Origin of the sequence: Nocardioides sp. Root140, assembly GCF_001426745.1 — a bacterium.
Taxonomy (GTDB): Bacteria; Actinomycetota; Actinomycetes; order Propionibacteriales; family Nocardioidaceae; genus Nocardioides.
The window spans coordinates 153,489-178,993 of the sequence record NZ_LMFI01000014.1; the positions used below are offsets into that span (position 1 = coordinate 153,489).

Sequence of the window (25,505 nt, forward strand, 5' to 3'; positions counted from 1 at the left end):
ACGGACCGGCGCCTCACAGACCGGACTCGGCGGTGCGCACCAGGATCCGCGAGCACTCCTCGCAGCGCACGACCTCGTCGGCGGGGGCCTTGGCGATCACGCCGAGGTCCGCGGCATTGAGCTTCATGTTGCAGCCGCCGCACTGGCGGGCGCGGAGCTCAGCGGCACCGACGCCCTGCTTCTCGCGGATCCGCTCGTAGAGGGCGAGCAGGTCGTCGGGGAGCCCGTCGATGGCTGCGGCACGGTCGGCCACGAGCACCTCGAGCGATGCGTTGACCTCGGTGGACTTGGTGTCGCGAGCCTCGGACAGGGTGACCAGCTTGGCCACCACGTCGGTCTCCTCGCGCTCGGCCCGGACCAGCTCGGCCTGCGCCTCCTCGAGCTTTTCCATCACCTCGAGCTCTTCGTCCTCCAGGGTGGAGATGCGGCGTTCGAGGGACTCGAGCTCGTGGTTCATCCGCTGCAGGTCCTTGGGGTTGGTGATCAACCCCTGCTCCACACGGGAGCGGTCGCGCTCGCGCCGGGTCTTGACCTGCTCGACGTCGAGGTCGGCCTTCTTCTGCTCACGGGTGAGGTCGTCGACCAGGATGCGGGCGTCGCGAACCCGGTTGTTGAGCGCACGCTGGGTGGACTCGATGGCCGCGATCTCCTTGATCTCCGGCATGGAAGACACCTGGTGGCGCAGCTGGGCCACCCGCGCATCGAGTGCGGCTACGTCGAGCAGCTTCAGTTGGGAGGACGGATCGGCTTTCAGCGGAGGCTCCTAGGTGCGGGCGGTACGACGTCGTCGGCGCCTGGCGTGTGAAATGCGTGCGGGTCGGATGCGTTGGTTCAGATGCGGAAGGTCCAGGGGTCCGTGCGGACCTCGCTCACCCGGGAGTCCACCGTATCCCCCAGCTCCTCGGCCAGCCGCGCCCGCACCACCGGCAGCCACGTGGACTCCGCGGCCCAGTGCGCCACGTCGATCAGCGCCGGCCCGTCCTTCTCGAGGAACTCGGCGGCGGGGTGGTGCCTCAGGTCGCTGGTCACGTAGACGTCGACGTCGCTCCCGGCCAGTTGATCGAGCAGGAAGTCGCCGGCCCCGCCGCACACCGCCACCCGTCGTACGACGCGGTCGGGGTCACCCCCGACGCGCACGCCCTGCTCGGTCTCGGGGAGGGCCTCGGCGACCACCTGGGCGAAGTCGCGCAGCGTGGTCTCCTCGATGACGCCGACCCGCCCGGTGCCGGTCGTGGCCAGGCCGGGGTCGGCGAGCTCGGTGACGTCGTACGCCGGTGACTCGTAGGGGTGGTTGGCCAGCATCGCGTTGACGACCTCACCGCGTCGGCGGCGTGGCAGCACTGCCTCGATGCGGTGCTCGTCGACGACCGCGATGTCCCCGATGGTGCCGATGGTCGGGTCGGAGCCCTCGAGCGGGCGGAACCTGCCCTGGCCCTCGGTGGTGAAGGAGCAGTGGTCGTAGTTGCCGATGAACCCGGCACCGGCGTCGGCGATCGCGGCCCGCACCGGTGCTGCGGCGTCGTGCGGCACGTAGACCACGAGCTTGTCGAGCGACTCCTCCTCGGCGCCGAGGATCGGGGCGAGTTCCTTCAGGCCCAGTGCGGTGGCCAGCGCCTCCGAGACTCCCGAGTCGGCCTGGTCTGCGTTCGTGTGCGCGGTCAGCAGCGCGCAGCCGCCGGCCGCCAGCGTGGCCAGGGTGCGGCCCTTCGCGGTGGTCGCCGCGAAGCCGTGCACCGGCTTGAGGAACAGAGGGTGGTGTACGACGAGCAGGTCGGCGCCCCACGCCACGGCCTCCTTCGCGACCTCGGGCGTCGGGTCGACCGCGAACATGACCTTCTTGACGGTCGCCGCCGGATCGCCGTACACGAGACCGACGGCGTCCCAGTCCTCGGCGGTCCCGGGTGGGTACCAACCGTGCAGGAGCTCAACCACGTCACCAAGGGTCGTCATGGCGACAGGTTAATGGGCAGGTCTCAGTGCATGTCACGCCGCCGCAGGCCGAGTACGCCGACCGCCCCGAGCGCGACACTGACCGCGAGCACCACGAGGTAGGGGCCGGCGGCGAAGGACTCGGCCGGCACCAGGGCGAGATGGCTGAACGGTGAGACGTCGATCAGCCAGTCGGGGAACTTCAGCAGTGGCCCGAACATCATCACGACCACGCAGAACGCGAGTCCGAGCCAGGCCGCGGAAGCGAGACGCGGCACGAAGCCGGTGAGCAGCACGGCGAGTCCGACCAGCACCATCACCCCGGCACCGGCCGAGACGGGAGCCATCATCAACCGACCGAAGGAGTCCCACTCCCCGGTGGTCATGGCGTAGCCGGTGCCGAGCCCGACCGCGGAGGCGAGCAGCACGGCGACGGAGCCGAGCACGGCGATCAGCGTGTGGCCCAGGAACCAACGCACCCGGGGCAGGGCGGTCGAGAGCAACGGCTCGACACGGCCGGAGTCCTCCTCGCCGCGGGCGCGAAGCGAGGCGGAGACGGCGTACCCTCCGGCGAGCAGGGCCAGCATCAGCCCGGCGGCGCCGTAGAACCCGTCGACGAGGTCGGCGCTGCCCGCCGCCAACACCTCACGGGTGGCCTCGGAGTCGCCGATCAGGTCACCGATGTCGTTGCCCATGGTGCCGTAGGCCAGGCCGGTCACGAACAGGCCGAGGGTCCAGCCGATGAGGCTGCCGCGGTGCAGCCGCCAGGCCAGGCCGAGGTCACTGTGCAGTCCGGCGCCGGCCCGCGCCGGACCCGGCCGAGCTGCCCAGACACCGGACCCGATGTCACGCCGACCGAAGACGGCGTAGGCCGCGGCCAGGGTCACCAGTGCGACACCGAGGAGGAGGACGAGGGGCCACCAGCGTTCGTCGGCGTACGCCCGCAGGCCCTGGTACCACCCGATCGGCGAGAGCCACGACAGTCCGTTGTCGCCGACGTCACCGATCGCGCGCAGGCCGTAGGCGGCACCGAGCGCGGCTCCGACGATGCCGTACATGGCGCGGGCGCCCTGGGTCAGCTGCGCGGCGACCAGGGAGATGCCGGTGAAGCAGAGACCGGTGAGGATCAGCCCGATCCCGAGCGCCCAAGACCCGGCCGCGGGCAGTCCGTAGGCCAGCAGGCTGGCCGAGACCGCCAGGCCGACCACGGCGTTGGCCAGGGCGGTGACCATGAGGGCAGCGGTCATCGGAGCATGTCGGCCGATCGCCCCCGAGCGGACGAGCTCGTCGCGCCCGGTCTCCTCCTCGACGCGGGTGTGCCGGCCGACGAGGAACATGCTCATCAGCCCGACCATGACCGCGCCGAAGGCGGTGGCCTGCCAGGCGACCTGGCCACCGACGGTGTTCAGGGCCCGCGCCGGTCCGGCCATCGCGATGAACGCGGCATTGTTCTCCATGCTGGCCGCGGCCTTGTCGAACTCGGCCTGGGTGGAGTAGAGCCCGTCGACGCTGACCGCCTGCGACCAGTAGAGGATCGTGATGCCGATCGTCCACCAGAAGATCGCGAGCAGGTCGCGTCGTACGAAGGTGCGGAACAGGATGCCGGCTCCGGTGACGGCCCTCATCGTTCGGCCTCCGGCTGGGGCTCGACCTCGTCGCCGTAGTGGCGCAGGAACAGCTCTTCGAGGGTGGGCGGCTGGCTGGTCAGGGTGAGGATCCCGAAGTCTCCGAGCCTGGCCACCGCGGCGCCGAGCTGCGCCGTGTCGATCTCGAACTCCACGCGCTTGCCCTCGACGACCAGGCCGTGCAGGCCGGTGAGCTGGTCGAGTCCGATCGGGTCGGAGGCCAGCTGGGCGGAGACCGCCGTGCGCGTGAGGTGGCGAAGGTCGGCGAGGGTTCCAGTCTCGACGGTGCGGCCGGAGCGGATGATGCTGACCCGGTCGCACAGCCGCTCGACCTCCGCCAGGATGTGGCTGGAGAGCAGGACGCTGCGCCCGTCGGTGCGGAACTCGTCGATGCACGACTGGAAGACCGACTCCATGATCGGGTCTAGGCCCGACGTCGGCTCGTCGAGCACCAGCAGCTCCACGTCGGAGGACAGTGCGGCGACCAGGGCCACCTTCTGCCGGTTGCCCTTGGAGTAGGTGCGGCCCTTCTTGGTCGGGTCGAGCTCGAACCGGTCGAGCAGGTCGGCGCGACGCTTCTCGTCGAGGCCGCCGCGCAGCCGGCCGAGCAGGTCGATGACCTCACCGCCGGACAGGTTCGGCCACAGGTTCACGTCGCCCGGCACGTAGGCCAGGCGGCGGTGCAGCTGGGCCGCGTCGCGCCACGGGTCGCCGCCCAGGAGCCGGGTGGTGCCCTCGTCGGGCCGCAGCAGGCCGAGCAGCACGCGGATGGTCGTGGACTTGCCGGCGCCGTTGGGACCCAGGAAGCCGTGGACCTCGCCGGTCGCGACGGACAGGTCGAGGTGGTCGAGAGCCGTGGTGGCGCCGAACTTCTTGACCAGCCCCGAGATCTCGATGACATCACTCATGCCCGTCACGCTACTCCTAATTCACGAATTTGTGAAACTTCCGAACTACTTGAATTTCGGATAGTCTGAGGCCATGGCCGACGCCCCTGATCCCGCGAGTGATACGCATCCGCGACAGTTCGTGGAGGACCTCGCCTCCATGCTCAGCGGCATGGGCTTCCCCCGCATGCCTTCACGCGTCTTCGCTGCCCTCCTCGGTGCGCCGGGCGCGGGCATGACCTCGCGTGAGCTCGCCGAGTCCCTTCAGGTCAGCCCCGCCGCGATCAGCGGCGCGGTCAACTACCTGCTGCGCGTCCATCTCGTGCGCCGGCGCCGCGATCCCGGCGAGCGCGCCGACCGGTTCTCCACCGAGGCGGACCTCTGGGCCGACGCCATGATGCTCGAGATCAAGGCGTACGACGCCCTGGTCAAGCTGATGGACACCGCCCTGTCCTCGGGCGACCTCTCCCCCGACGCCGAGACCCGCATCACCGACACCCGTGACTTCTTCGTCTTCATCGGCAACGAGCTGCCGAGTCTCTACGCGCGCTGGCAGGACGAGCAGAGGTCTCGATGAGGGTCTTCTCATCCGGGTCTCACGAGGACCCCACGATGAGGCAGGATCATCCAGGTCATGGGCAAGTGGAAACTGATCCTCGCGGCAGCGCTGGTGCTGCCGATGCTGGCCTACGTCGCCGGCTCTCTCGCTGCCGCCGGTGACGCGCCCGGCGACCGCAGCCCGATCCGGATCGACGAGCCGACCGGAACGAGCGGTACGCCGACCGACCTGCCCAGCCGCACGCCGAAGCCGCCGAAGAAGTCCGACGGCCCGCGGACCGTGACCGCCGTGCCCGATGACCTTGACGACGCCACCGACGACGACGGTCGTGACGACGACCGGCACGACGGTCGCGACGACGACGGGCCGGATGACGACGACGGTGGCGATGACGACTGACTCCCGTGGCGGACGTCGATGACTGCCGCCGACCCCACCACCCGAGATGCCCGGCGACGCCCGGGCATCTCCGTGCGCGTGCGGATCACCGCCACGGTCGCCGTACTCGTCGCCCTCGCCCTGGCCGGCGCCGGTGCGATCATCTACGCCCTGGAGTCGGCCCGGCTCGAGAACGCAGCGTCGGCCCAGGCCGACCAGGAGATCGCCGAGTTCCGCCAGCTCCAGGAGAAGGGCAAGGACCCCAACACCGCGAGGCCCTTCGCCAGCGTCGAAGACCTCCTGGTCGTGTTCCTGCAGCGCAACGTGCCCAGCGACAACGAGCTGTTCTCCGCGTGGATCGACGACGAGTCCAAGTTCGAGTCGACCTCCGAGCACTCCGGGTTCAGCAGGTCCCCCGAGTTCGAGTCGGTCGTCCGCCAGCACCTGCGCAAGGGCGGGGAGGAGCTCTTCGATTCCGAGGTCGGTGAGGTGCTGGTGACCGTGCAGCCGGTGCAGGGAACCCGCACCGGGGGCGCCCTGGTGGTGGTCACCTTCCTCGACGACTCCCGGGGCGAGCTCAAGGAGCTCATCGAGACCTACACGATCGTCTCCCTGCTCTCGCTCGGCCTGATCACCGCACTGGCCGCGTGGCAGGCCGGGCGGCTCCTCTCTCCCCTGCGTGAGATGAGCGAGACCGCCCGTGAGATCAGCGAGACCGACCTCTCGTTGCGGCTCACCGAGACCGGCAACGACGACATCACCTCACTGACCCGCACGGTCAACGACATGCTGGCCCGGCTCGAGGCGTCGTTCACGAACCAACGCGAGTTCCTCGACGCGGCCGGCCACGAGCTCAGGACTCCGCTGACTGTGCTGCGCGGACACCTCGAGCTGCTGGACGCTCACAATCCTGAGGAGGTCGGCGAAACCCGGGCGCTGCTGCTCGACGAGATCGACCGCATGTCGCGACTGGTCAACGACCTGATCCTCCTCACCAAGAGCGCCCGGCCCGACTTCGTCACGACAGGACCGGTCGACCTCGGCGCGCTCACCGACCTGGTGCTGACCAAGGCCCGCGCACTGGGCGATCGCGCGTGGGTCGACGACGGTACGGCGACCCGCACCGTGCACCTCGACGAGCAACGCATCACGCAGGTGCTGCTGCAGCTGGCCGACAACGCGGTCAAGCACACCGTGCCCGGCGACACGATCGCCATCGGCTCGTCCGACGAGGGCGAGCGGGTGCTGCTGTGGGTGCGCGACACCGGGCACGGCGTACGACCCGAGGACCGGGAGCGGATCTTCGAGCGGTTCACCCGCAGCACCGTGCTCCGGGGCGACGACGGCTTCGGCCTCGGACTGTCCATCGTGCGTGCGTTGGTCGAGGCGCACGGTGGCACGGTCCACGTCGAGGACGCCGATCCGCCGGGCGCCCGGTTCGTCGTCGCGCTGCCCGCGGCGACGACGGGCTCGGCGTCCGGCAGCAGCTCCTCGACGGACCTGCCTCCCGACACCGGCCATGCCGACACGATCAGGTTCGAAGCAGTCCGACCCGACGTCGAGGAGCGCCCATGGCCAGCATCCTGATCATCGAGGACGAGGCCCGCATCGCCTCGTTCGTCGCCAAGGGACTCACCGCTGAGGGCCACCAGACCACCATCGCCGACGACGGGCCGACCGGCCTCGACCTGGCGCTGGGCAACGGCTTCGACCTCGTCGTCCTCGACATCGGCCTGCCCGGCATCGACGGCTTCGAGGTGCTCGACCAGCTGCGCTCGCAGGGCTCCCGTGTCCCGGTCATCGTGCTGACCGCGCGCGACTCCGTGACCGACACGGTCAACGCCCTCGAGGGCGGTGCCGACGACTACATGCCCAAGCCGTTCCGGTTCGCCGAGCTGCTGGCCCGGGTCCGGCTCCGCCTGCGGCAGTACGACGACCAGGGCGCGGCGCGTGACGACGTACTCCGGGCCGGCGCGGTCAGCCTCGACGTCCGCACCCGGCGGGCCACCGTCGACGGGACCGAGGTGGACCTCTCCGCGCGCGAGTTCACCCTGCTCGAGATCTTCCTGCTCAACCCCGGACAGGTGCTGTCGCGGGAGCAGCTGCTCGACCACGTGTGGGGCTTCGACTTCGACCCGGGATCCAACGTGGTGGACGTCTACGTCGGCTACCTGCGCAGGAAGCTCGGCGCCGACCGGATCGCCACCGTGCGCGGTATGGGCTACCGCCTCGTCCCCTGATCGTCCCACCATCGACCTGTCGCTCCGAACTCACGACGGGTCAGCGGCGGACCTTGAAGCCGGCGAGGTGACCACGGGGCTGCCGCTCGAGCACCGGTTGCAGCGCCTCGGCGATCTCGTGCGGCAGCGGCCGGTCGGCCGGTTCGCGCTCGAGTGCGGCGTACACGATCTTGGACATCTCGGGCGGCACCCGCTCGGGCAGCGCGCCGGGATCGGTGACCAGCTGCGGCCAGATCTCCGCCGGCGCCCGGGACTCCATGTCGCCGCGCAGGAACGGCTTCGACCCGGAGACCGCCTCGAAGAGCGTGGTGCCCAGGCCCCACACGTCACTCGCCGGTCCGGGCGATGCTGACTCGCCGGGCCGGCACTGCTCGGGCGCCATGTAGTCGTCGGTGCCGATCGGGTGGCCCAGGGACGCCGCGTCGTCCACGGTGCGGGCCACCGAGAGGTCGATCAGCCGTGCGGGAGCTCCCATGATGATGTTGCTCGGCTTGATGTCGAGGTGCACGTACCCGAGGTGGCCCAGGTAGTGCAGCGCGGCAGACACGTCGATCGCGAGCGGGAGGTACTGCGCCTCCTGCAACGGACCGTAGCGGCGCAGCAGGCTCGACAGGCGTGGCCCGTCCACGTGCTCCAGCACGACGTGCGGACGGGGCCCGGCCAGCTCATGGCGCAGGCCCCGCACCACCACGGGATGGTTGACCGCGGCCAGGGCGGCCACCTCGCGACGCAGCCCACGCTGCGCGGAGGCGTCGTCCACCTGTCGTGGTCGCAGCAGCTTGACCACCACCGGCGAGTAGGTGATCTCGTCGAAGGCCAGGTAGGCCTCGTAGGCCTCGCCACCGCCGAGCAGCCGCATCGCGGTCAGCTCGTCGGTGATCGGGTCACCCTCACCGAGGTCCCAGCTGTCGCGTCGTCCATCCATCGTCGTCGACTCCGTCCGCGTCCGGTTGCGGCGCTCAGCGACGCGTGTCGTTGCGCGAACGGTCGTTGGTGCGGTTGGCCGACCAGTCCCGCTCGGCCTTCTTGCCCAACTTGACCCCGTCACGGGTCCAGTCGCGGGTCTTGTCGCTGCGGCTGAGGTCCCGGTCGCGACTCACCAACGTGTGGTTGCTGCGGGTGTGGTCGCGGGTGGACTTGCTGAACCCGGTGTTGCGCGAGGCCCGGGACCTGGTGTCCCGGTCACGCGTGTCGTCGTCATCGTCGTCGGCGACCAGCACCAGGTCCGGCACGTCGTCGTCGCGCTTGGCGGCGGTGTCGTCGCCGCTCGCGTTGCTGGCGATCGTCGGCGTCTGCATCACCATCAGGCCACCGACCACCAGGCCGGCCAGGCCCATCGCGCTTGCAGTGAAGGTCCTCTTGACGTTCATCGCTGTTCCTCTCGTCGTGGGCTGATGCCCGGTTTCCTTGACGAGTGGAACGATGCCGACGCCCGATGAGCCAGCCGTGAGGCGCCCGTGAGACCGCTCTTAGACCTGATCGAATCAGAGGCTCAGTTGACCTGTTTGGCCTGGTCTGCCCAGTAGGGCTCACGCAGCTTGAACTTCTGCAGCTTGCCCGTCGCCGTACGCGCCAGCTCCTCGCGGAACTCGATCGAGGTCGGCGCCTTGTAACCGGCCGCCTTGTCCTTGCACCACGCGATCAGCTCCGCCTCGGTGACCTCGGCGTCCGGTGCCAGCACGACCAACGCCTTGATCGTCTCGCCCCACTTCTCACTCGGCACACCGATCACCGCAACCTCAGCCACCGCCGGATGCGAGAACAACACGTCCTCCACCTCGATGCTCGAGACGTTCTCACCACCGGTGATGATGACGTCCTTCTTGCGGTCACTGATCGTGAGATACCCGTCCTCACCGATCACGCCGCCATCACCGGTGTGGAACCACCCACCAGCCAGACACCGCTGCGTCTCCTCCGGGTTCTGCCAATACCCCTCCAACACCACGTTCGACCGCGCCATCACCTCACCCTCCGCATCAGTGGACAGGCGTACGCCGATCGCCGGCGCCCCCGCACGCACCAGGTTCGACGCCCGCTCCAACGGGTCCAGGTCATCCCACTCCGCACGCGACCGGTTGATGGTCAGTAGCGGCGACGTCTCGGTCAACCCGTAGATCTGGATGAACTCCCACCCCAGCTCGGCCTCCACCCGCGCCACCGTCTTGGTCGGCGGCGGCGCACCAGCCACGATGATCCGCACCCGGTCACGACCCGGGATCTCCCCCTCCCACTCGGCCGCGGCCTCCAGCACCGCGGCCACCACCGCCGGCGCCGCACACATCACCGTCACCCCATGCTGCTCGACACGGCGCAGGATCTCCGCACCATCGATCTTGCGGATCACCACCTGCGGCACCCCCATCCCCGCCATCGCGAACGGCATCCCCCACCCGTTCGCATGGAACATCGGCAACGTGTGCAAGTACACGTCCCGATCCGAGACCCCGGCATGCAACCCGAACGTCACCGCATTCACCCAGATGTTGCGGTGCGTGATCTGCACGCCCTTCGGACGCGCCGTCGTACCCGAGGTGTAGTTGATGCACGCCGTGGCAGCCTCATCCGGCTCCCACACCACCGGCTCCACACCCTCAGCTGCATAGATCTCGTCATCGTCGCCGATCACGAACTTGAACTCCGCCTCCACCCCGGCCAGGGACTCCTCCAGCTCGGGGTCGACCAACAACACCCGGGCCCCGGAATGCTCCACGATGTAGGACACCTCATCAGGGCGCAGCCGGAAGTTCACCGGCACCAACACCCGCCCGAACCCAGCCACCCCGAAGAACGACGTCAACAACCGCGCACTGTTGTGCGAGACCACCGCCACCCGGTCACCGAACCCGACACCCAGCTCATCGAGCTTCGCCGCCTGACGACGCGCGTTCGCCGCGATCTGCGCATAGGTCAACGAACCCTGCGACGGCGCCGGCTGATCAGGCTCATCGACCACCCCCACCCGATCGCCGTACACGACAGCGGCACGATCGATGAAGTCTGCAACCTGGAAATTGACGTGCATGAATGCTCCCTCACTGGTGACGGTGATCTCACCCTAGCCAGCAACGGTTGGCCCGCGGGAGTGCCCGACCCTCGACTTGAGACGGACGGCAGCGGTGCTGCGACGAAAGGCGATCGCACGCCGACGGGCGGCCAAAGCGGCCGCCGGGGAGCAGGAGGACTGGCTGGTGCGTCGGGACGGTTTCGAACCGCCGACCGCTCGGGTGTAAACCGAGTGCTCTACCGCTGAGCTACCGACGCATTGAGGCGCGGGAAAGACTACGCGATCGCGCAGTCGGCCCCTAACTCGCGGACACCAGGAGGACTCCCCGAAATGAGCTGCGACCGCCGGCGTCTCGGGTCACCAGCGGTCGCAACAAGGACAATTCTGCGGCGTCTCCGGACTGTGCGTCAGAGGTTTGAGAAATATCCACAAAATTGGAGACGGCGGTCCAGACCAGCCCCTGCGGAACAGGTCCGGGCAGTGCGTTCAGACCAGTGCGTGCAGCTCGCGCAGGTGCTCGTCGAGGTCGCGGCCCTCGGGCATGGCGTTGTGCACCGCCCACGAGATGCGGCCCTCCTTGTCGATGATGTACGACGACCGCCGGGGGCATCCCTTCACGTCGTCGAACACGTCGTACCGGCGCGTCACCTCGCCGTGCGGCCAGAAGTCCGCCAGCAGCGGGAAGTTGAGTCCGTCGCGATCGGCGAAGGCCCGGATCGAGTAGATCGGGTCGCACGAGACCGCCAGCACCTCGGTGTCGAAGGTCAGGAACTCGTCGAGCCGGTCCCGGATGCCGGTCAGTTCTCCGGTGCAGATTCCCGAGAACGCAAATGGGTAGAAGAAGAGCGCAACTGCCTTGCGGCCACGGAAGTCGGAGAGGGACACGTCCTGACCGAACTGGTCCCGAAGGGTGAAGTCAGGTGCCGTGTCGCCGAGCTGGAGGGGTGTCACCGAGTGCCTGTCCTAGGATTCATCGTGTTAGCGACCAAGGGGTGTTTCATGTCTGACCGTCATCTTCGCACCAGCGCCCTGGCGCTGGCAGCCGGCCTGCTGCTGCTTGCCCAGGCATGCGGCACCAACACGGGGACGACCGAGCTGAATGCGGCGATGGGAGAGCCCGCCGAGTCCCCCGAACCCGAGCTCGACCCGATGGCCGGAGCCCCCGTGGTCGGCTCCTGCTACAGCATGAGCCGCACCCAGTCCGTGTCGACGACCAACACCAAGAAGCCGGTCTCCGACTGCTACGAGAAGCACAACACGCTGACCTACCACGTCGGCCTCTTCAAGGCCGGCACCACGAGCTCGGACTACGCCGTGGTCACCAAGCAGTGCAAGAAGCACCTCCCGGAGGCGACCGGTCTGAGCAAGGGCAGGCTGCTCGGCTCGGTGCTGGACTGGATCTGGTTCGAGCCGACCACCGCCCAGTGGTCGGCCGGGGCCCGCTGGTTCCGCTGCGACCTGGTCGCCGAGTCGGGAGACAAGCTCAAGCTGCTCCCGGAGACCTCGAGGACGACCGACCTCTTCGCCGACGGGCTCGAGGACCCCTACGCCCGCTGCATCCGGCGCGGCTCCGACACCAACGACGACGGGGAGGACGACGCGATCTACGTGACCTGCGACAAGCCGCACGGCTACCGCTGGGCCGGGTGGTTCGAGGCACCGGTCGGCAAGAGCGCGAAGTACCCCACCGACGCACAGTTCGAGAAGTTCGCGAACGCCAACTGCGGCCGCATCGCGGGCACCGACAGCTGGTGGGTGACCTGGCCCCTCGAGGCCTGGTGGCGCGACGGCGAGCGCCGGCTGTCCTGCTACAAGTTCACGTCGTCCTGACGGGGGCGCCCGCGCTCATGGCTGCCAGTCGAACAGCTCGCGCTTGAGCACCTTGCCGGTGGCGTTGCGTGGCAGCTCGTCGAGGACGTGGATCTCGCGGGGCACCTTGAAGCGCGCGAGGTTCGCCTTGACCCAGTCCTTGAGCTGGTCCTCGTCGACGTCACCCGTGATCACGACGAAGGCGCGCAGCCGCTTGCCGAAGTCGGGGTCGTCGATGCCGATCGCGGCGGCCTCGACGACGGCCTCGTGGCGACAGAGGCAGTCCTCGACCTCCTTCGGGAAGACGTTCTCGCCTCCCGACACGATCATCTCGTCGTCGCGGCCCTCGACGTACAGGCGGCCGTTGGCGTCGTACCGCCCGACGTCACCGCTCGACATCAGCCCGTCGATGACCTCCTTGCCGCCACCGCCGGTGTAGCCCTCGAAGAGCAGCCCGTTGCCGACGAAGATGCGGCCGGACTGCCCCTGCGGGACCTCCTTGCCCTCCGGGTCGAGGATGCGTACGACGGTCGCGTGCGGCGGCTTGCCGGCACTGTCGGGAGCAGCGCGCAGGTCTTCGGGTGTGGCGATCGAGGCATAGGCGATCTCGGTCGAGCCGTAGATGTTGTAGAGGGTGTCGCCGAAGGTGTCCATCCAGTTGAGGGCCAGGTCGCCCGGCAGTGCGGAGCCGGAGGCGGCGACCACCTTGACGGTGGAGAAGTCGTAGCGCGACCGGGTCTCCTCGGGCAGCTGGAGGATGCGCTGCAGCATCACCGGGATCACCACGAACGAGTCGCACTTGTTCTCGGAGACCACCTTGAGCGCGGTCTCCGGGTCGAAGCGCCGGGTGAGTACGGCGGTCGAGCCCAGCAGCATGCCGAGCGCCAGGTGTGCGAAGCCCCACGTGTGGAACAGGGGTGCGGCGATGTGCGAGCGCCACTGGGCCCGCAGCGGCATCCTCGAGAGCAGGGACACCGCCGCGTCGATGCCGGCCTCGTTGCGGGGGGCGCCCTTCGGCGTACCGGTGGTGCCGGAGGTCAGGATGATCGTGCGCGAGTGGCGGTCCGGCGGCTGGAGGTCTGCGGAGGAACCCGCGGCGATCAGCTTCTCGACGGTGTCGAGGTCGGTGTCGGTATCGGTCCACGCCAGGATGCGGTTCTCGACGTGGGCGCCGTCGAGGAGCCCGGTGAACTCCTCGTCGTGGATCACTGCGATCGGCTTCTCGCGGGCCAGGACGTCGACCAGCTGGGGGCCGGCGAAGGCGGTGTTGAGGTAGAGCACGTCGGCACCGAGCTTGGCCACGGCCAGGCTGGCGTCGACGAAGCCGCGGTGGTTGCGGCACATGATGGCGACGCCGTCACCCTCCTTGACTCCGCGGGCGCGCAGGCTCGACGCGAGGGCGTTGCTGCGGCGGTGGATGTCGCCGAAGGTGAGCGTGCCGAGCTCGTCGATCAGCCCCGGGCGGTCGGGATGGCGCACGGCCAGTGACGCGAACCCGCCGGCCACGCCGGTCCCCCAGGTGACCACGGTGCGGGCCAGCCGGGCCAGCTTCAGTGGCGAGTAGGGGCGAACGACCCCGGATCCGGCAAGCACCTTGACGGAGGTTGCGCCCGACTTGAGGCGTTCACGACCCTGTCCCATGGATGTTCCTTTCGGCCGCCCGCACGGCAGCAGCTGGTCTGAGGGACCCAGCCTGCCAACTCGCCGGTAACAATGGGAAGGTGCTCAGTGGGCGGACTTCGGCGCCACCAGCCGCGTCGCGGCCCAGTCCTTGCTCACGGTCGCGGTCGTGGTCTGCGACAGTCCGGCGATCGGGGCCGCCTCTGCGATGTCGGACGGGTCCACGGCACCGGGGCGTCCCACCTTCGGGGTGAGCAGCCAGATGACACCGCCTCCGACGAGGTCGGTCAGTGAGTCGACGAGCGCATCGACCAGGTCGCCGTCGTCGTCACGCCACCACAGGAGGACCGAGTCCACGACGTTGCCGTAGTCCCCATCGACCATGTCCGCGTCGATGCAGTCCTCGATCTGAACACGCAGGTCGTCGTCGGTGTCGTTGTCCCAGCCGAGTTCCTGGATCACGAGCCCGGGCTTGAGCCCAAGGCGTTCGGCAAGTACGGCATTCTGGGCGGCCGGGCCACCCGCGGTCGAGCTCAAGAGACTCCTCCAGTCACGCGTCACGGAAAACAGGTGCCCGTAGTCCACCGGACATCGCCCCGCTGCGCAACCCTGCGCCCCCGGAGGTGGGCACCCGGGGTCTACCCCTCGGTAGATTTCCTCCCCTGTGGGCGCGTGCCAAGATGGCGGAGTGACCGACACCACCAAGCCCTTGAATCCACCCGTAATTCATGAGGGCCTCCCGACACAGCTGCCTGACATCGACCCCGAGGAAACAGGCGACTGGCTCGCGTCCTTCGACGCCATGATCGACGAGCGAGGCCGGGAACGCGCCCGTTACCTGATGCTCCGCCTCCTCGAACGTGCCCGCGAGAAGCAGGTCGGCGTACCTGCCCTGCGCAGCACCGACTACATCAACACCATCCCGCCGGAGCGTGAACCGTGGTTCCCCGGCGACGAGGAGGTCGAACGCAGGATCCGTGCGTTCATCCGCTGGAACGCCGCGGTCATGGTCTCCAGCGCCAACCGCAAGGGGCTCGAGGTCGGCGGCCACATCGCGACCTACCAGTCCAGCGCGAGCCTCTACGAGGTCGGCTTCAACCACTTCTTCCGCGGCAAGGACCACCCCGGCGGCGGTGACCAGCTCTTCATCCAGGGCCACGCCTCCCCCGGCATCTACGCCCGCGCGTTCCTCGAGGGCCGGCTGACCGAGCAGCAGCTGTTCCGGTTCCGTCAGGAGGTGCAGCACGGCAAGGGCGCCGGGCTGCCTTCCTACCCGCACCCCCGGCTGATGCCCGACTTCTGGGAGTTCCCCACGGTGTCGATGGGCCTGACCGGCATCGGCTCCATCTACCAGGCACGGTTCAACCGCTACCTCGCCAACCGCGGCATCAAGGACACCAGCGAGCAGCACGTCTGGGCCTTCCTCGGCGACGGCGAGATGGCCGAGCCCGAGTCCCTGGGCGCGATCCGCATCGCGGCCCGCGAAGAGCTCGACAACCTGACCTGGGTGATCAACTGCAACCTGCAGCAGCTCGACGGCCCGGTCACCGGCAACGGCAAGATCATCCAGGAGCTCGAGGCCAACTTCCGCGGTGCCGGCTGGAACGTCATCAAGGTGGTCTGGGGCCGCGAGTGGGACGACCTGCTGGCCCGCGACGTCGACGGCGTCCTGGTCAACCAGATGAACACCACCCCGGACGGCGCGTTCCAGACCTTCTCCGTCGAGAGCGGCGCCTACAACCGCGAGCACTTCTTCGGACCCGACCCCCGGTTGCGGGCGATGGTCGAGCACATGACAGACCGGCAGATCGAGAAGCTGCCGCGCGGTGGCCACGACTACCGCAAGGTCTACGCCGCCTTCGACGCCGCGACGAAGCACGTCGGCCAGCCGACGGTGATCCTCGCCCACACCGTCAAGGGCTGGACGATCGACGCACTGGAGGGCAAGAACGCCACCCACCAGATGAAGAAGCTCACCCAGGAGGACCTGAAGAAGTTCCGCGACCGGCTCTACCTGCCGATCAGCGACCGCGACCTCGAGTCGGCGTACGAAGCCACCGGCACCGCGCCGTTCTTCCACCCGGGCGAGAACTCCCCCGAGATCGAGTACATGATGGAGCGGCGCAACCAGCTGGGTGGCTCCATCCCGCAGCGGGTCAACCGCGCCAAGATGCTGACCCTCCCCGGCGACGGCACGTACGCCGAGCTCAAGAAGGGCGCCGGCAAGAACAAGGTCGCCACCACGATGGCCGCGGTCCGGTTGCTCAAGGACTGGATGCGCGACCCGGGCATCGGCGACCGGATCGTGCCGATCGCACCCGACGAGTACCGCACGTTCGGCATGGACGCGATGTTCCCGTCGGCGAAGGTCTACGACCCGGCCGGCCAGACCTACGAGTCGGTCGACCGCAACATGCTGCTCCAGTACAAGATGTCGACGACGGGCCAGATGCTGCACGAGGGCATCTCCGAGGCCGGCGCAATGGCGTCGGCCACGGCCGCCGGGTCGTCGTACACGACGCACGGCGAGCCGATGATCCCGTTCTACATCTTCTACTCGATGTTCGGGTTCCAGCGCACCGGCGACTCGATCTGGGCGATGGCCGACCAGATGGCGCGTGGGTTCCTGATCGGCGCCACCGCGGGGCGTACGACGCTCACCGGCGAGGGCCTCCAGCACGCCGACGGACACTCACCACTGCTCGCCGCGACCAACCCGGCCGTGGTGCACTACGACCCCGCGTTCGCCTACGAGGTCGGCCACATCATGCGCTCCGGCCTGGAACGCATGTACGGCACCAGCGAGCAGCACCCGCAGGGCGAGAACGTCATCTTCTACATGACCGTCTACAACGAGCCGGTCGCCCAGCCGGCGGAGCCCGAGGGACTCGACGTCGCCGGCCTGCTCAAGGGCATGTACCAGGTCTCGACCACGGACGCCGAGGGCCCGCGCGTGCGTCTGCTCGCCTCCGGCGTCGGCTTCCCCTGGATCGTGGACGCCCAGCGGATGCTCGCCGAGGACTGGGGTGTGCAGGCGGAGACGTGGTCGGTCACGTCGTGGAACGAGCTGGCCCGTGAGGCCATCGAGGTCGACAAGTGGAACCTGCGGCACCCGCAGGAGAAGCACCGGTCGGCGTACGTCACCGAGGTGCTGGCCGACGGCCAGGGTCCGGTCGTCGCGGTGTCCGACTACATGACGGCCGTGCCGCTGCAGATCGCCCGCTGGGTGCCCGAGGACTACCGGGTGCTGGGCGCCGACGGCTTCGGCTTCGCCGACACCCGGCCCGCGGCACGACGGTTCTTCCACATCGACGCGGAGTCGGTGGTCGTCCAGGCCCTCGGCGCGCTGGCCGATGCCGGGGAGATCGATCCGGCGCGGGTCACCGAGGCGCTCGATCGCTACCGCATCGACGACCCGACGGCCGTGGCCGGCGTGCTCCAGGAGGGCGGCGACGCCTGACCTGCTTCGTCCGCGCGGGGTCGGTCAGGCGAGGGCCTGGCCGACCTGCGGGTCGGTCTCGAGCGCGCGGAGCGGGGCGATCGGTGCCTTGCCGGCCAGCGAGCTCTGTACGTCGATCTCGCCACCGCGGGCGAGCAGGTCCCGGAAGACGGCCCGGTCGTAGACGGCCGGCTGGGTGCTGCCCATGAAGCCCTGCACGATCCTGACGAACCGCTCGGGGTGGTCCTTGTGCGGGAAGTGCCCGCAGTTGGCCAGAACCTCGACACGGGACCCGGGCGCCAGGGCGGCGGCGGTGTTGGCGTGCCGCACCGGGATCACCATGTCGTTGCGTCCCCAGATCACGCAGACCGGGACGGCCTCGGTGAGGTAGGCGCGGTCGCTCATCGTGACGACCTGACCGCGCCAGTCGACCACGGCGCGGGTGACGTGCCTGATTGCGGCCCGGGCTGCCGGGTCCTTGAACGTGTCGACGATGTCGGCGACCTCGTCGAGGTCCCGGGCCCAGGTCTGGCCGGTCCCGGCGAGTGCGCGCAGGGCCGCGGTGGCCAGGTGGCGTACGCCGGGCAGGGTCAGCACGCCCAGGGCCGGGTCGGCGCCGGGCGTCGTCAGCGCGCGGATCGCCGGGGTGACCTCGGGGCCGAAGCCGCCCGAGGCGACCAGGATCATCCGCTCGGTCCGCTCAGGGAACTGGTAGGCGAACTGCATGGCCACCCCGCCACCGAAGCTGTGGCCGACCACGGTGGCCCGGTCGATGCCGAGCAGGGTCAGCAGGTCGCGCATGCCGTTGGCGTAGCCGCCCAGCGAGTAGTCGGCCCGGGGCTTGGCCGAGCGTCCGTGGCCGAGCAGGTCGGGGGCGATCACGGTGTGGTTGCGGGCCAGCTGCCGGATCACCGGCTCCCACGTGGTGTGGTCGCAGCCCAGGCCGTGGAGGAGCAGCAGCGCCGGACCGGACCCCGTGCGGACGAACGCCCGCCGGTGGCCGTGCAGGGTGACGTACTGGACGTCGAGCTTCTGCGCCGTCATCACCGCTCCTGTCTGGTCACGCCCGTCTGGCCACGCCGTCTGGTCACGGCGCCCTTCGTCTTGACAGTCGTCAAGTGAACCAGACGTCCGGCCGATTTCGGAGACCACCCGCCCGACCTCTTGCCCACTGGACCGGGTCTTGACAGAACTCTCCCTCCTGTCCATTGCAGTCATGTGACGCCGTGGTCACGATCGGCACACGCAGTGGCCGTCGCCGAGGTTCGTCGGGCCACCCGGCGAACTTCGACGTCGTCCACTAGCCTGCGAGCGTGACCCGGCCGACCACTCCACGCGAGGACGCCTCCGCACTGCTGCAGCGTGCGGTGGGTCCGCTGAGCACGGCAGCGATGGCCGGCATGGACACCGAGAAGGCCTGGTTCCGCGACCTCTCCGCGGAGAACCGGTCCTGGGTCGGCATGATCGTGCAGGCCGGTATCCGTGGCTTCATCTCCTGGTTCCGCGACCACGCCGATTCGTGGGATCTCTCCACCGAGGCCGACTCCCCCATCGCCGCGCAGGTCTTCGGGGCTGCTCCCCGTGCCCTGGCCGGTGTGATCACCCTGCAGCAGACCGTCGACCTGGTCCGCCTCACGATCGACGTCGTGGAGGCCAACCTCGACGACCTGCTCGGCGCCGAGCTGGCACCCGTCGTCCACGAGGGCCTGCTGCGCTACGGCCGGGAGCTCGCCTTCGCCACCGCCGAGGTCTACGCCAGGGCCGCCGAGTCGCGCGGCGCGTGGGACGCCCGGCTCGAGGCGCTGGTGGTCGACTCGGTGCTGCGCTCCGAGAGCGACGAGACCGTGCTCTCCCGCGCCAGCGCGCTGGGCTGGGGCGGCTCGGGCGAGGTGGTCGTGGTGCTGGGGCGAGCCGCACCCGGCTCGACGGTCAACATCTTCGACGACGTACGCCGGTCCGCCCGGGCGCACCACATGGACGCCCTGTGCGCCGTACAGGGCGATCGCATGGTGGTGATCCTCGGCGGCGTCGAGGAGCCGGAGTCCGCGGTGCGAGCGCTCAGCAAGCACTTCGCCGAAGGGCCGATCGTGTTCGGACCGGTGGCACCCGACCTGGGCAGTGCCCACCACTCGGCGACGGCGGCCCTGGCCGGCTTCCGGGTGGCTGCGGCGTGGCCGCAGGCACCACGTCCGGTCGCCGCGCGCGACCTGCTCCCCGAACGCGTCCTGGCCGGCCACGAAGACGCCAGGCGCCAGCTGATCGAGGAGGTGTACCTGCCGCTGAAGGAGGGCCGCGGCACCCTGATCGAGACCCTCGACGCCTACTTCGGGCACGGTGGCTCGGTGGAGGGCACGGCCCGGTCGCTGTTCGTCCACCCGAACACGATTCGCTATCGCCTGCGCCAGGCCGCGGAGCTCACCGGACTCACCGCCAGCCAGCCGCGCGACGGCTACACCCTGGCCGTCGCGTTGACGTGCGGACGCCTCTCCGAAACATGACGTTAACCTGGCGCCGACAACTCACTGGCGGGTAACAGGAAATTGTGGGAACCCGACAAGGAACCGCCCATGTATTTCGTGCGTGGCACCCCTCGGTCCACGGCCCGGACACGGCACAGTTGACGACGTGCTCGTCATTGTCGCTCCAGGCCAAGGTGCCCAGTCCCCCGGATTCCTCTCCCCCTGGCTCGAGGACCCCGTGTTCAGGGGTCGCTTCGAGTGGCTGTCGACAGTCGCCGGCCTCGACCTGGTGCACTACGGCACCGAGGCCGACGCGGAGACGATCCGCGAGACACAGATCGCGCAGCCGCTGCTCGTGGCCGCCGGCCTGGTCGCTGCCCTCGAGCTCTTCCCGAGCCCGGCCGACGCGTTCGGCAAGATCGGTGCCGTCGCCGGCCACAGTGTCGGCGAGCTGACCGCCGCCGCCGGTGCCCGTGCGATCACCGCCGAGCAGGCCATGGTGCTGGTCCGCGAACGCGGCCGTCTGATGGCCGACGCCGCCGCGCAGCGCCCGACCAGCATGACCGCTGTCCTCGGTGGCGACCGTGAGGAGGTCCTCGCATCGCTCGCCAAGCACGGCCTGACCCCGGCCAACGACAACGGCCCCGGCCAGATCGTCGCCGCCGGCACCGTCGAGCAGCTCGCCGCGCTGGCCGAGGACCCGCCCGCCAAGGCCCGCCTGATCCCGCTCTCGGTGGCCGGCGCGTTCCACACCGACCACATGGCACCGGCCGTCGAGCGCATGGGCAGCCTGGCCCGCTCGGTCTCGACCCACGACCCACGCACGGTGATCATCTCGAACGCCGACGGCCAGGTCGTCCACGACGGCCGCGAGGTGCTGGCCCGCATCGTCAAGCAGATCAGCCAGCCGGTGCGCTGGGACCTCTGCATGGACACGATGCTCGACCTCGGCGTCACCGGGATCCTGGAGATGCCGCCGGCCGGCACTCTCACCGGTATCGCCAGGCGGGCGATGAAGGGCGTCGAGACGTTCGCGCTCAAGACCCCCGACCAGCTCGACGACGCCCGCGCCTTCTGCGAGAAGCACGGCGAGGCCTCCCAGATCGACACCAACCCGACCTGGCGGATGGTGGTCAGCCCCGCGAAGGGCACGTTCCACCGCGACGCCGCAGCGGCCGACGCCGTCGAGCTCGGCGAGCGCGCCCTGATCGGTGCCGTCGCCAGTCTGCGTGACCGCATAGACGTCACCGCCGCCCACGGCGGTACGGTCGTGGAATGGCTCGTCGAGGACGGCGACATCGTCTCTCCCGGCCAACCTCTCCTCCGACTCCACCCGACGGGCGCCGCCTCATGACCGCACTCCGCAGTTCCACCGGCTCAGCCGAGGCGACGATCCTGGGCGTGGGCGCCTACCGCCCGCGCCGCGTCGTCCCCAACTCCGAGGTGGTCGAGGCGATCGACTCCAGTGACGAGTGGATCCAGCAGCGCTCCGGCATCAAGACCCGTGGCTTCGCCGAGGACGACGAGACCGTGCCGATGATGTCGGTTGCCGCCTCGAAGCAGGCCCTCGAGCAGGCCGGCGTCGCCGCGGAGCAGATCGACTGCGTCATCGTCGCCACGGTCAGCCACCTGATGCAGACGCCGTCCGCGGCGTCGCTGATCGCCCACGAGCTCGGCACCAACGGCGCCGCGGCCTTCGACATCTCCGCCGCCTGCGCCGGCTTCTGCCACGGCGTCTCGCTGGCCGCCGACATGGTGCGCGGCGGCTCGGCCGGCCACGTGCTGGTCGTCGGCGTCGAGCGCCTCTCCGACATCACCAGCCCGACCGACCGCGGCACGGCGTTCATCTTCGCCGACGGCGCCGGTGCGGTCGTGGTGGGCCCGTCCGAGGTGGCCGGCATCGGCCCGGTGGTGTGGGGCTCCGACGGCGAGCACTACGACTACATCCGGCAGAACGTCGACTGGCGCGACGTGATCGCCTCCGACGACCCGCAGATGCCGCACCTGATCATGGAGGGACGCTCGGTGTTCCGCTGGGCCGCCTTCGAGATGGCCAAGGTCGCCCAGGAGGCGCTCGACCGGGCCGGGGTCACCGCCGCCGAGCTCGACGTCTTCGTGCCGCACCAGGCCAACATGCGCATCACCGACGCGATGGCGCGGGCGATGAAGCTGCCCGACACGGTGCGCATCGCCCGTGACATCGCCGAGCAGGGCAACACCTCTGCCGCCTCGGTCCCCCTTGCCCTCGAACGCATGATCACCGAGGGAGAGGCGCGCAGCGGCGACACCGCACTGCTGATCGCCTTCGGTGCCGGCCTGGCGTACGCCGCCCAGGTCGTCACCGTTCCCTGACCTGCACGTCAGACTGCACAATCAGACTGCACCACCAGAAATAACCCAACCCAAGGAGAACCCGGCATGGCCACCACTGAAGAGATCCGCTCCGACCTCGCCGAGATCGTCAACGAGGTTGCCGGCATCCCCGCCGACGACGTACAGCTCGACAAGTCCTTCGTGGACGACCTCGACGTCGACTCGCTGTCCATGGTCGAGGTCGTCGTGGCCTGCGAGGAGAAGTTCGGCGTCTCGATCCCGGACGACCAGGTCAAGAACCTCAAGACGGTCGGCGACGCGGTCTCGTTCATCGAGAACGCCGCCAGCTGACCCTCCCCCGTTCATCCCGGCCCCTCTGGGGCCAGCCCCCTCGAGGGCCCGCTTCCCAAACCGCGAAGGAACCGCATGTCTCTCAAGCGCGTGGTCGTCACCGGACTCGGCACCACCAACCCTGTCGGCGGCGACGTCGCCAGCACCTGGTCGGCGCTCCTGGCCGGCACCTCCGGCGTTCGCCACCTCGATGACGAGTGGGCACAGGACATCCCGGTGAAGATTGCCGGCCGGATTGCCGTGGAGCCCGGCGAAGTGCTCGACCGGGTCAAGGCACGTCGCCTCGACCGGTCGGCGCAGTTCGCCATGATCGCTGCCATGGAAGCCTGGCGGGACGCGGGCCTCGAGGGTGTCGAACTGGACGGCACCCGCACGGGTGTCGCCGTCGCGTCCGGCATCGGCGGGGTCACCACCCTGCTGGCCAACTACGACACACTCAAGGAGAAGGGCGCCCGCCGGGTCTCCCCCCTCTCCGTCCCGATGCTGATGCCCAACGCACCGGCCGCCAACGTCGGCCTGTACGTCGGCGCCCGCGGCGCGGTCAACGCACCGACCTCGGCCTGCGCCTCCGGCAACGAGGCCATCTCGATGGCCCTCGACCAGATCCGGCTCGGCCGGGCCGACGTCGTGGTCGCCGGTGGCACCGAGGCCGCGATCCACCCGCTGCCGATGGCCGCGTTCGCCCAGATGATGGCGCTGTCGAAGACCGGCAGCGAAGAGGGCGGCGACCCCACCACGGTCTCCCGTCCCTGGGACACCGCCCGCGACGGGTTCGTCCTCGGTGAGGGCGCCGGCATCCTGGTGCTCGAGTCCGAGGAGCACGCCCTGGCCCGCGGCGCCCGCATCTACGCCCAGGTCATGGGCTCGGGCATCAGCAACGACGCCCACGACATCGCCCAGCCCGACCCCGAGGGCCGTGGTGGCACCCGCGCCATCCAGCTCGCGATCGACTCCGGCGACTTCAGCCCGCGCGACGTCGTACACGTCAACGCCCACGCGACCTCGACGCCGCAGGGCGACGTGGCCGAGGGCCTGATGCTGCACGCCACGCTGGGCGACCAGGTCGACAACTGCGTGGTCACCTCGACGAAGTCGATGACCGGCCACCTGCTCGGTGGCGCAGGCGCCCTCGAGGCCGTCGCCTGCGTCCTGGCCATCCGCGACCGGGTGAGCCCGCCGACGATCAACCTGGACAACAAGGACCCACGGGTCGACCTCGACATCCCGACCAAGGCCCGCGACCTGCCCCAGGGCGACATCGTGGCGCTGAACAACTCCTTCGGGTTCGGTGGCGCCAACGTGGCCGTCGCCTTCGGCAGCATCTGATGACCGCGGTCGCCACCACGGGGACCAAGCCGAGCCGGGTCGACGACTCGCGTCACCCGCTCAACCGGATGGGCGCGTTCTTCGACGAGGGCACGCTCGAGACGCTGACCGAGGACGACGGGTCCGGCATGCTAGCCGCCCGCGGCCTGGTCAACGGCTCCCCCGTGGTCGCGTTCTGCTCCGACCCCACGGTCATGGGCGGCGCGATGGGCGACGAGGGCTGCAAGGCCGTGCTGGTCGCCTACCGTCGGGCCCTCCAGGACGACGTGCCCGTGGTCGGCCTGTGGCACTCCGGTGGCGCCCGACTCGCCGAGGGCGTGCTCTCGCTGCACGCGGTCGGCGAGATCTTCCACATCATGACCCAGGCCTCCGGCAGGATCCCCCAGATCTCGATCGTGCTCGGCGCCGCCGCCGGTGGCGCCGCCTACGGCCCCGCGCTGACCGACGTCGTGATCCTCGGCCCCGACGGCCGGATCTTCGTGACCGGGCCCGACGTGGTGCGCTCGGTGACCGGCGAGGACGTCGACATGGCGCGCCTGGGCGGTCCCGAGCCGCACGGACGACGTTCCGGTGTCGTCCACATCCTCACCGAGACCGAGGCCGAGGCGCTCGACCGCGGACGACGCGTGGCCACCCTGCTCGGCGCACAGGGGTCGATGGACCTCGACACGATCGAGGACCGCGACCTCGCCGCCTGCCTCCCCGAGTCGAAGAAGCGCGCCTACGACGTGCACCCGCTGGTCGAGGAGGTCCTCGACACTGGCACGATCCAGGAGCTGCACGCCCGCTGGGCACCCAACATCGTCACCGCACTCGGCCGCATGGGCGGTCGCACGGTCGGTGTCGTCGCCAACAACCCGATGCGCCTGGGTGGCTGCCTCGACTCGGCCTCGGCCGAGAAGGCCGCCCGGTTCGTGCGCATGTGCGACGCGTTCGGCGTGCCGCTCGTGGTGCTGGTCGACGTACCCGGCTACCTGCCCGGCGTCGGCCAGGAGTGGGACGGCGTCGTACGCCGCGGCGCGAAGCTGCTGCACGCGTTCGGCGAGGCCGTCGTGCCGCGCGTGACGCTGGTGACCCGCAAGACGTACGGCGGGGCCTACATCGCGATGAACTCCCGCTCCCTGGGCGCCACCCGCGTGTTCGCGTGGCCCGGCGCCGAGGTGGCCGTGATGGGCGCCGTCGCCGCGGTCCGCATCCTCCACCGCCGCAAGCTGGCCGAGGTCGCCCCCGACATCCGTCCGCAGGTCGAGGCCGAGCTGGCCGTCGAGCACGAGCGCATCTCCGGTGGCGTGCAGAAGGCCGTCGAGATCGGCGTGGTCGACGAGATCATCGAACCCGACGTGACCCGCAGTGCCCTGGCCCGGGCGATCGCCGGTGCCGCCGAGATCCGCGGCGACCACGGCAACATCCCCCTCTGACCCTCCCCCTTCCCCGTGTAACGCCCTGTCCACGACACTTTGCACCCGGCGGAATCAATCGGTCTAAGCAACTCAACCCTGTTGGGTGGTGTTGTGGATGCCGAGGTATGTGTCGTATGAGCAGCGCGAGGAGTTCTTCGGGTTG

Annotated in this window: 23 protein-coding genes and 1 tRNA gene; 12 read left to right on the forward strand and 12 right to left on the reverse strand. The window is 69.6% G+C overall.

Features of this window, described 5'->3' with window-relative positions; translation table 11 throughout:
* Positions 1-13: 13 nt before the first annotated feature.
* The 4 genes from ASD30_RS23020 to ASD30_RS23035 form a co-directional block, all read right to left on the reverse strand.
* Positions 14-754: a zinc ribbon domain-containing protein gene (locus ASD30_RS23020; protein ID WP_056687673.1), complete on the reverse strand. Its 741-nt coding sequence runs from the start codon at positions 752-754 to the stop codon at positions 14-16.
* 77 nt (positions 755-831) lie between these two features.
* Positions 832-1,950, reverse strand: a complete 1,119-nt coding sequence (locus tag ASD30_RS23025; RefSeq protein WP_056687675.1) for a Nif3-like dinuclear metal center hexameric protein — start codon at positions 1,948-1,950, stop codon at positions 832-834.
* 23 nt (positions 1,951-1,973) lie between these two features.
* A complete protein-coding gene (locus tag ASD30_RS23030) occupies positions 1,974-3,554 on the reverse strand; it encodes an ABC transporter permease (RefSeq protein ID WP_056687677.1) in 1,581 nt (526 codons plus the stop codon).
* Positions 3,551-4,462 (reverse strand): ABC transporter ATP-binding protein, encoded by a 912-nt coding sequence (locus ASD30_RS23035; RefSeq protein ID WP_056687679.1) that lies wholly within the window; start codon positions 4,460-4,462, stop codon positions 3,551-3,553. The genes ASD30_RS23030 and ASD30_RS23035 overlap by 4 nt, the downstream gene beginning before the upstream one ends.
* A 73-nt stretch (positions 4,463-4,535) precedes the next feature.
* On the opposite strand from ASD30_RS23035, the gene ASD30_RS23040 reads away from it, so the two are divergent.
* From ASD30_RS23040 to ASD30_RS23055, 4 genes are read left to right on the forward strand one after another with little or no spacing between them, the layout of a single operon-like run.
* Entirely contained in the window at positions 4,536-5,018 is a 483-nt protein-coding gene (locus tag ASD30_RS23040; protein ID WP_082564119.1) for a GbsR/MarR family transcriptional regulator, read from the forward strand.
* 57 nt (positions 5,019-5,075) lie between these two features.
* Complete coding sequence (locus ASD30_RS23045) at positions 5,076-5,399, forward strand: hypothetical protein (RefSeq protein ID WP_056687683.1); 324 nt, start codon at positions 5,076-5,078, stop codon at positions 5,397-5,399.
* Between the two features lie 18 nt (positions 5,400-5,417).
* On the forward strand, positions 5,418-6,965 hold the full coding sequence (locus ASD30_RS23050; RefSeq protein WP_082564120.1) for a sensor histidine kinase: 1,548 nt from the start codon (positions 5,418-5,420) through the stop codon (positions 6,963-6,965).
* On the forward strand, positions 6,950-7,618 hold the full coding sequence (locus ASD30_RS23055) for a response regulator transcription factor (protein WP_056687685.1): 669 nt from the start codon (positions 6,950-6,952) through the stop codon (positions 7,616-7,618). The genes ASD30_RS23050 and ASD30_RS23055 overlap by 16 nt, the downstream gene beginning before the upstream one ends.
* Positions 7,619-7,658: 40 nt before the next feature.
* Here ASD30_RS23055 and ASD30_RS23060 read toward each other — a convergent pair whose 3' ends face one another.
* From ASD30_RS23060 to ASD30_RS23080, 5 genes are all read right to left on the reverse strand, one after another.
* Complete coding sequence (locus tag ASD30_RS23060; protein ID WP_056687688.1) at positions 7,659-8,543, reverse strand: serine/threonine-protein kinase; 885 nt, start codon at positions 8,541-8,543, stop codon at positions 7,659-7,661.
* Positions 8,544-8,577: 34 nt separating this feature from the next.
* Positions 8,578-8,988 (reverse strand): hypothetical protein, encoded by a 411-nt coding sequence (locus ASD30_RS23065; RefSeq protein ID WP_056687690.1) that lies wholly within the window; start codon positions 8,986-8,988, stop codon positions 8,578-8,580.
* A gap of 122 nt (positions 8,989-9,110) precedes the next feature.
* Positions 9,111-10,643, reverse strand: coding sequence for an AMP-binding protein (locus ASD30_RS23070; RefSeq protein WP_056687692.1), 1,533 nt, complete (start codon positions 10,641-10,643; stop codon positions 9,111-9,113).
* A gap of 164 nt (positions 10,644-10,807) precedes the next feature.
* Positions 10,808-10,882, reverse strand: a tRNA-Val gene (locus ASD30_RS23075).
* Between the two features lie 229 nt (positions 10,883-11,111).
* On the reverse strand, positions 11,112-11,576 hold the full coding sequence (locus tag ASD30_RS23080; protein WP_056687696.1) for a peroxiredoxin: 465 nt from the start codon (positions 11,574-11,576) through the stop codon (positions 11,112-11,114).
* Positions 11,577-11,624: 48 nt separating this feature from the next.
* Here ASD30_RS23080 and ASD30_RS23085 point away from each other — a divergent pair, with 48 nt between their 5' ends.
* Entirely contained in the window at positions 11,625-12,455 is an 831-nt protein-coding gene (locus tag ASD30_RS23085; protein WP_056687699.1) for a septum formation family protein, read from the forward strand.
* Positions 12,456-12,470: 15 nt separating this feature from the next.
* Here the strand turns inward: ASD30_RS23085 and ASD30_RS23090 are convergent, their stop codons facing one another.
* On the reverse strand, positions 12,471-14,075 hold the full coding sequence (locus tag ASD30_RS23090; RefSeq protein ID WP_056687702.1) for an AMP-binding protein: 1,605 nt from the start codon (positions 14,073-14,075) through the stop codon (positions 12,471-12,473).
* Between the two features lie 84 nt (positions 14,076-14,159).
* On the reverse strand, positions 14,160-14,591 hold the full coding sequence (locus tag ASD30_RS23095) for a DUF3052 domain-containing protein (protein ID WP_056687704.1): 432 nt from the start codon (positions 14,589-14,591) through the stop codon (positions 14,160-14,162).
* A 151-nt stretch (positions 14,592-14,742) separates the two neighbouring features.
* Between ASD30_RS23095 and aceE the strand changes: the two genes are divergently transcribed.
* The gene (gene aceE, locus ASD30_RS23100; protein WP_056687707.1) at positions 14,743-17,514 is read left to right on the forward strand and encodes a pyruvate dehydrogenase (acetyl-transferring), homodimeric type; all 2,772 of its coding nucleotides are present in this window, start codon (positions 14,743-14,745) and stop codon (positions 17,512-17,514) included.
* A 24-nt stretch (positions 17,515-17,538) separates the two neighbouring features.
* Here aceE and ASD30_RS23105 read toward each other — a convergent pair whose 3' ends face one another.
* Positions 17,539-18,537, reverse strand: coding sequence for an alpha/beta fold hydrolase (locus tag ASD30_RS23105; RefSeq protein ID WP_056687710.1), 999 nt, complete (start codon positions 18,535-18,537; stop codon positions 17,539-17,541).
* Positions 18,538-18,806: 269 nt separating this feature from the next.
* On the opposite strand from ASD30_RS23105, the gene ASD30_RS23110 reads away from it, so the two are divergent.
* The 6 genes from ASD30_RS23110 (at position 18,807) to ASD30_RS23135 (ending at position 25,360) form a co-directional block, all read left to right on the forward strand.
* The gene (locus tag ASD30_RS23110; protein WP_056687713.1) at positions 18,807-19,991 is read left to right on the forward strand and encodes a PucR family transcriptional regulator; all 1,185 of its coding nucleotides are present in this window, start codon (positions 18,807-18,809) and stop codon (positions 19,989-19,991) included.
* 127 nt (positions 19,992-20,118) lie between these two features.
* Complete coding sequence (locus ASD30_RS23115; protein WP_056687716.1) at positions 20,119-21,306, forward strand: acyltransferase domain-containing protein; 1,188 nt, start codon at positions 20,119-20,121, stop codon at positions 21,304-21,306.
* The gene (locus ASD30_RS23120) at positions 21,303-22,304 is read left to right on the forward strand and encodes a beta-ketoacyl-ACP synthase III (protein ID WP_056687719.1); all 1,002 of its coding nucleotides are present in this window, start codon (positions 21,303-21,305) and stop codon (positions 22,302-22,304) included. The genes ASD30_RS23115 and ASD30_RS23120 overlap by 4 nt, the downstream gene beginning before the upstream one ends.
* Positions 22,305-22,370: 66 nt before the next feature.
* A complete protein-coding gene (locus tag ASD30_RS23125; protein WP_056687722.1) occupies positions 22,371-22,616 on the forward strand; it encodes an acyl carrier protein in 246 nt (81 codons plus the stop codon).
* A 75-nt stretch (positions 22,617-22,691) separates the two neighbouring features.
* The gene (locus ASD30_RS23130) at positions 22,692-23,942 is read left to right on the forward strand and encodes a beta-ketoacyl-[acyl-carrier-protein] synthase family protein (protein WP_056687724.1); all 1,251 of its coding nucleotides are present in this window, start codon (positions 22,692-22,694) and stop codon (positions 23,940-23,942) included.
* Positions 23,942-25,360, forward strand: coding sequence for a carboxyl transferase domain-containing protein (locus tag ASD30_RS23135; RefSeq protein WP_056687727.1), 1,419 nt, complete (start codon positions 23,942-23,944; stop codon positions 25,358-25,360). Before ASD30_RS23130 ends, ASD30_RS23135 begins: the two co-directional genes overlap by 1 nt.
* Positions 25,361-25,505 lie beyond the last annotated feature (145 nt).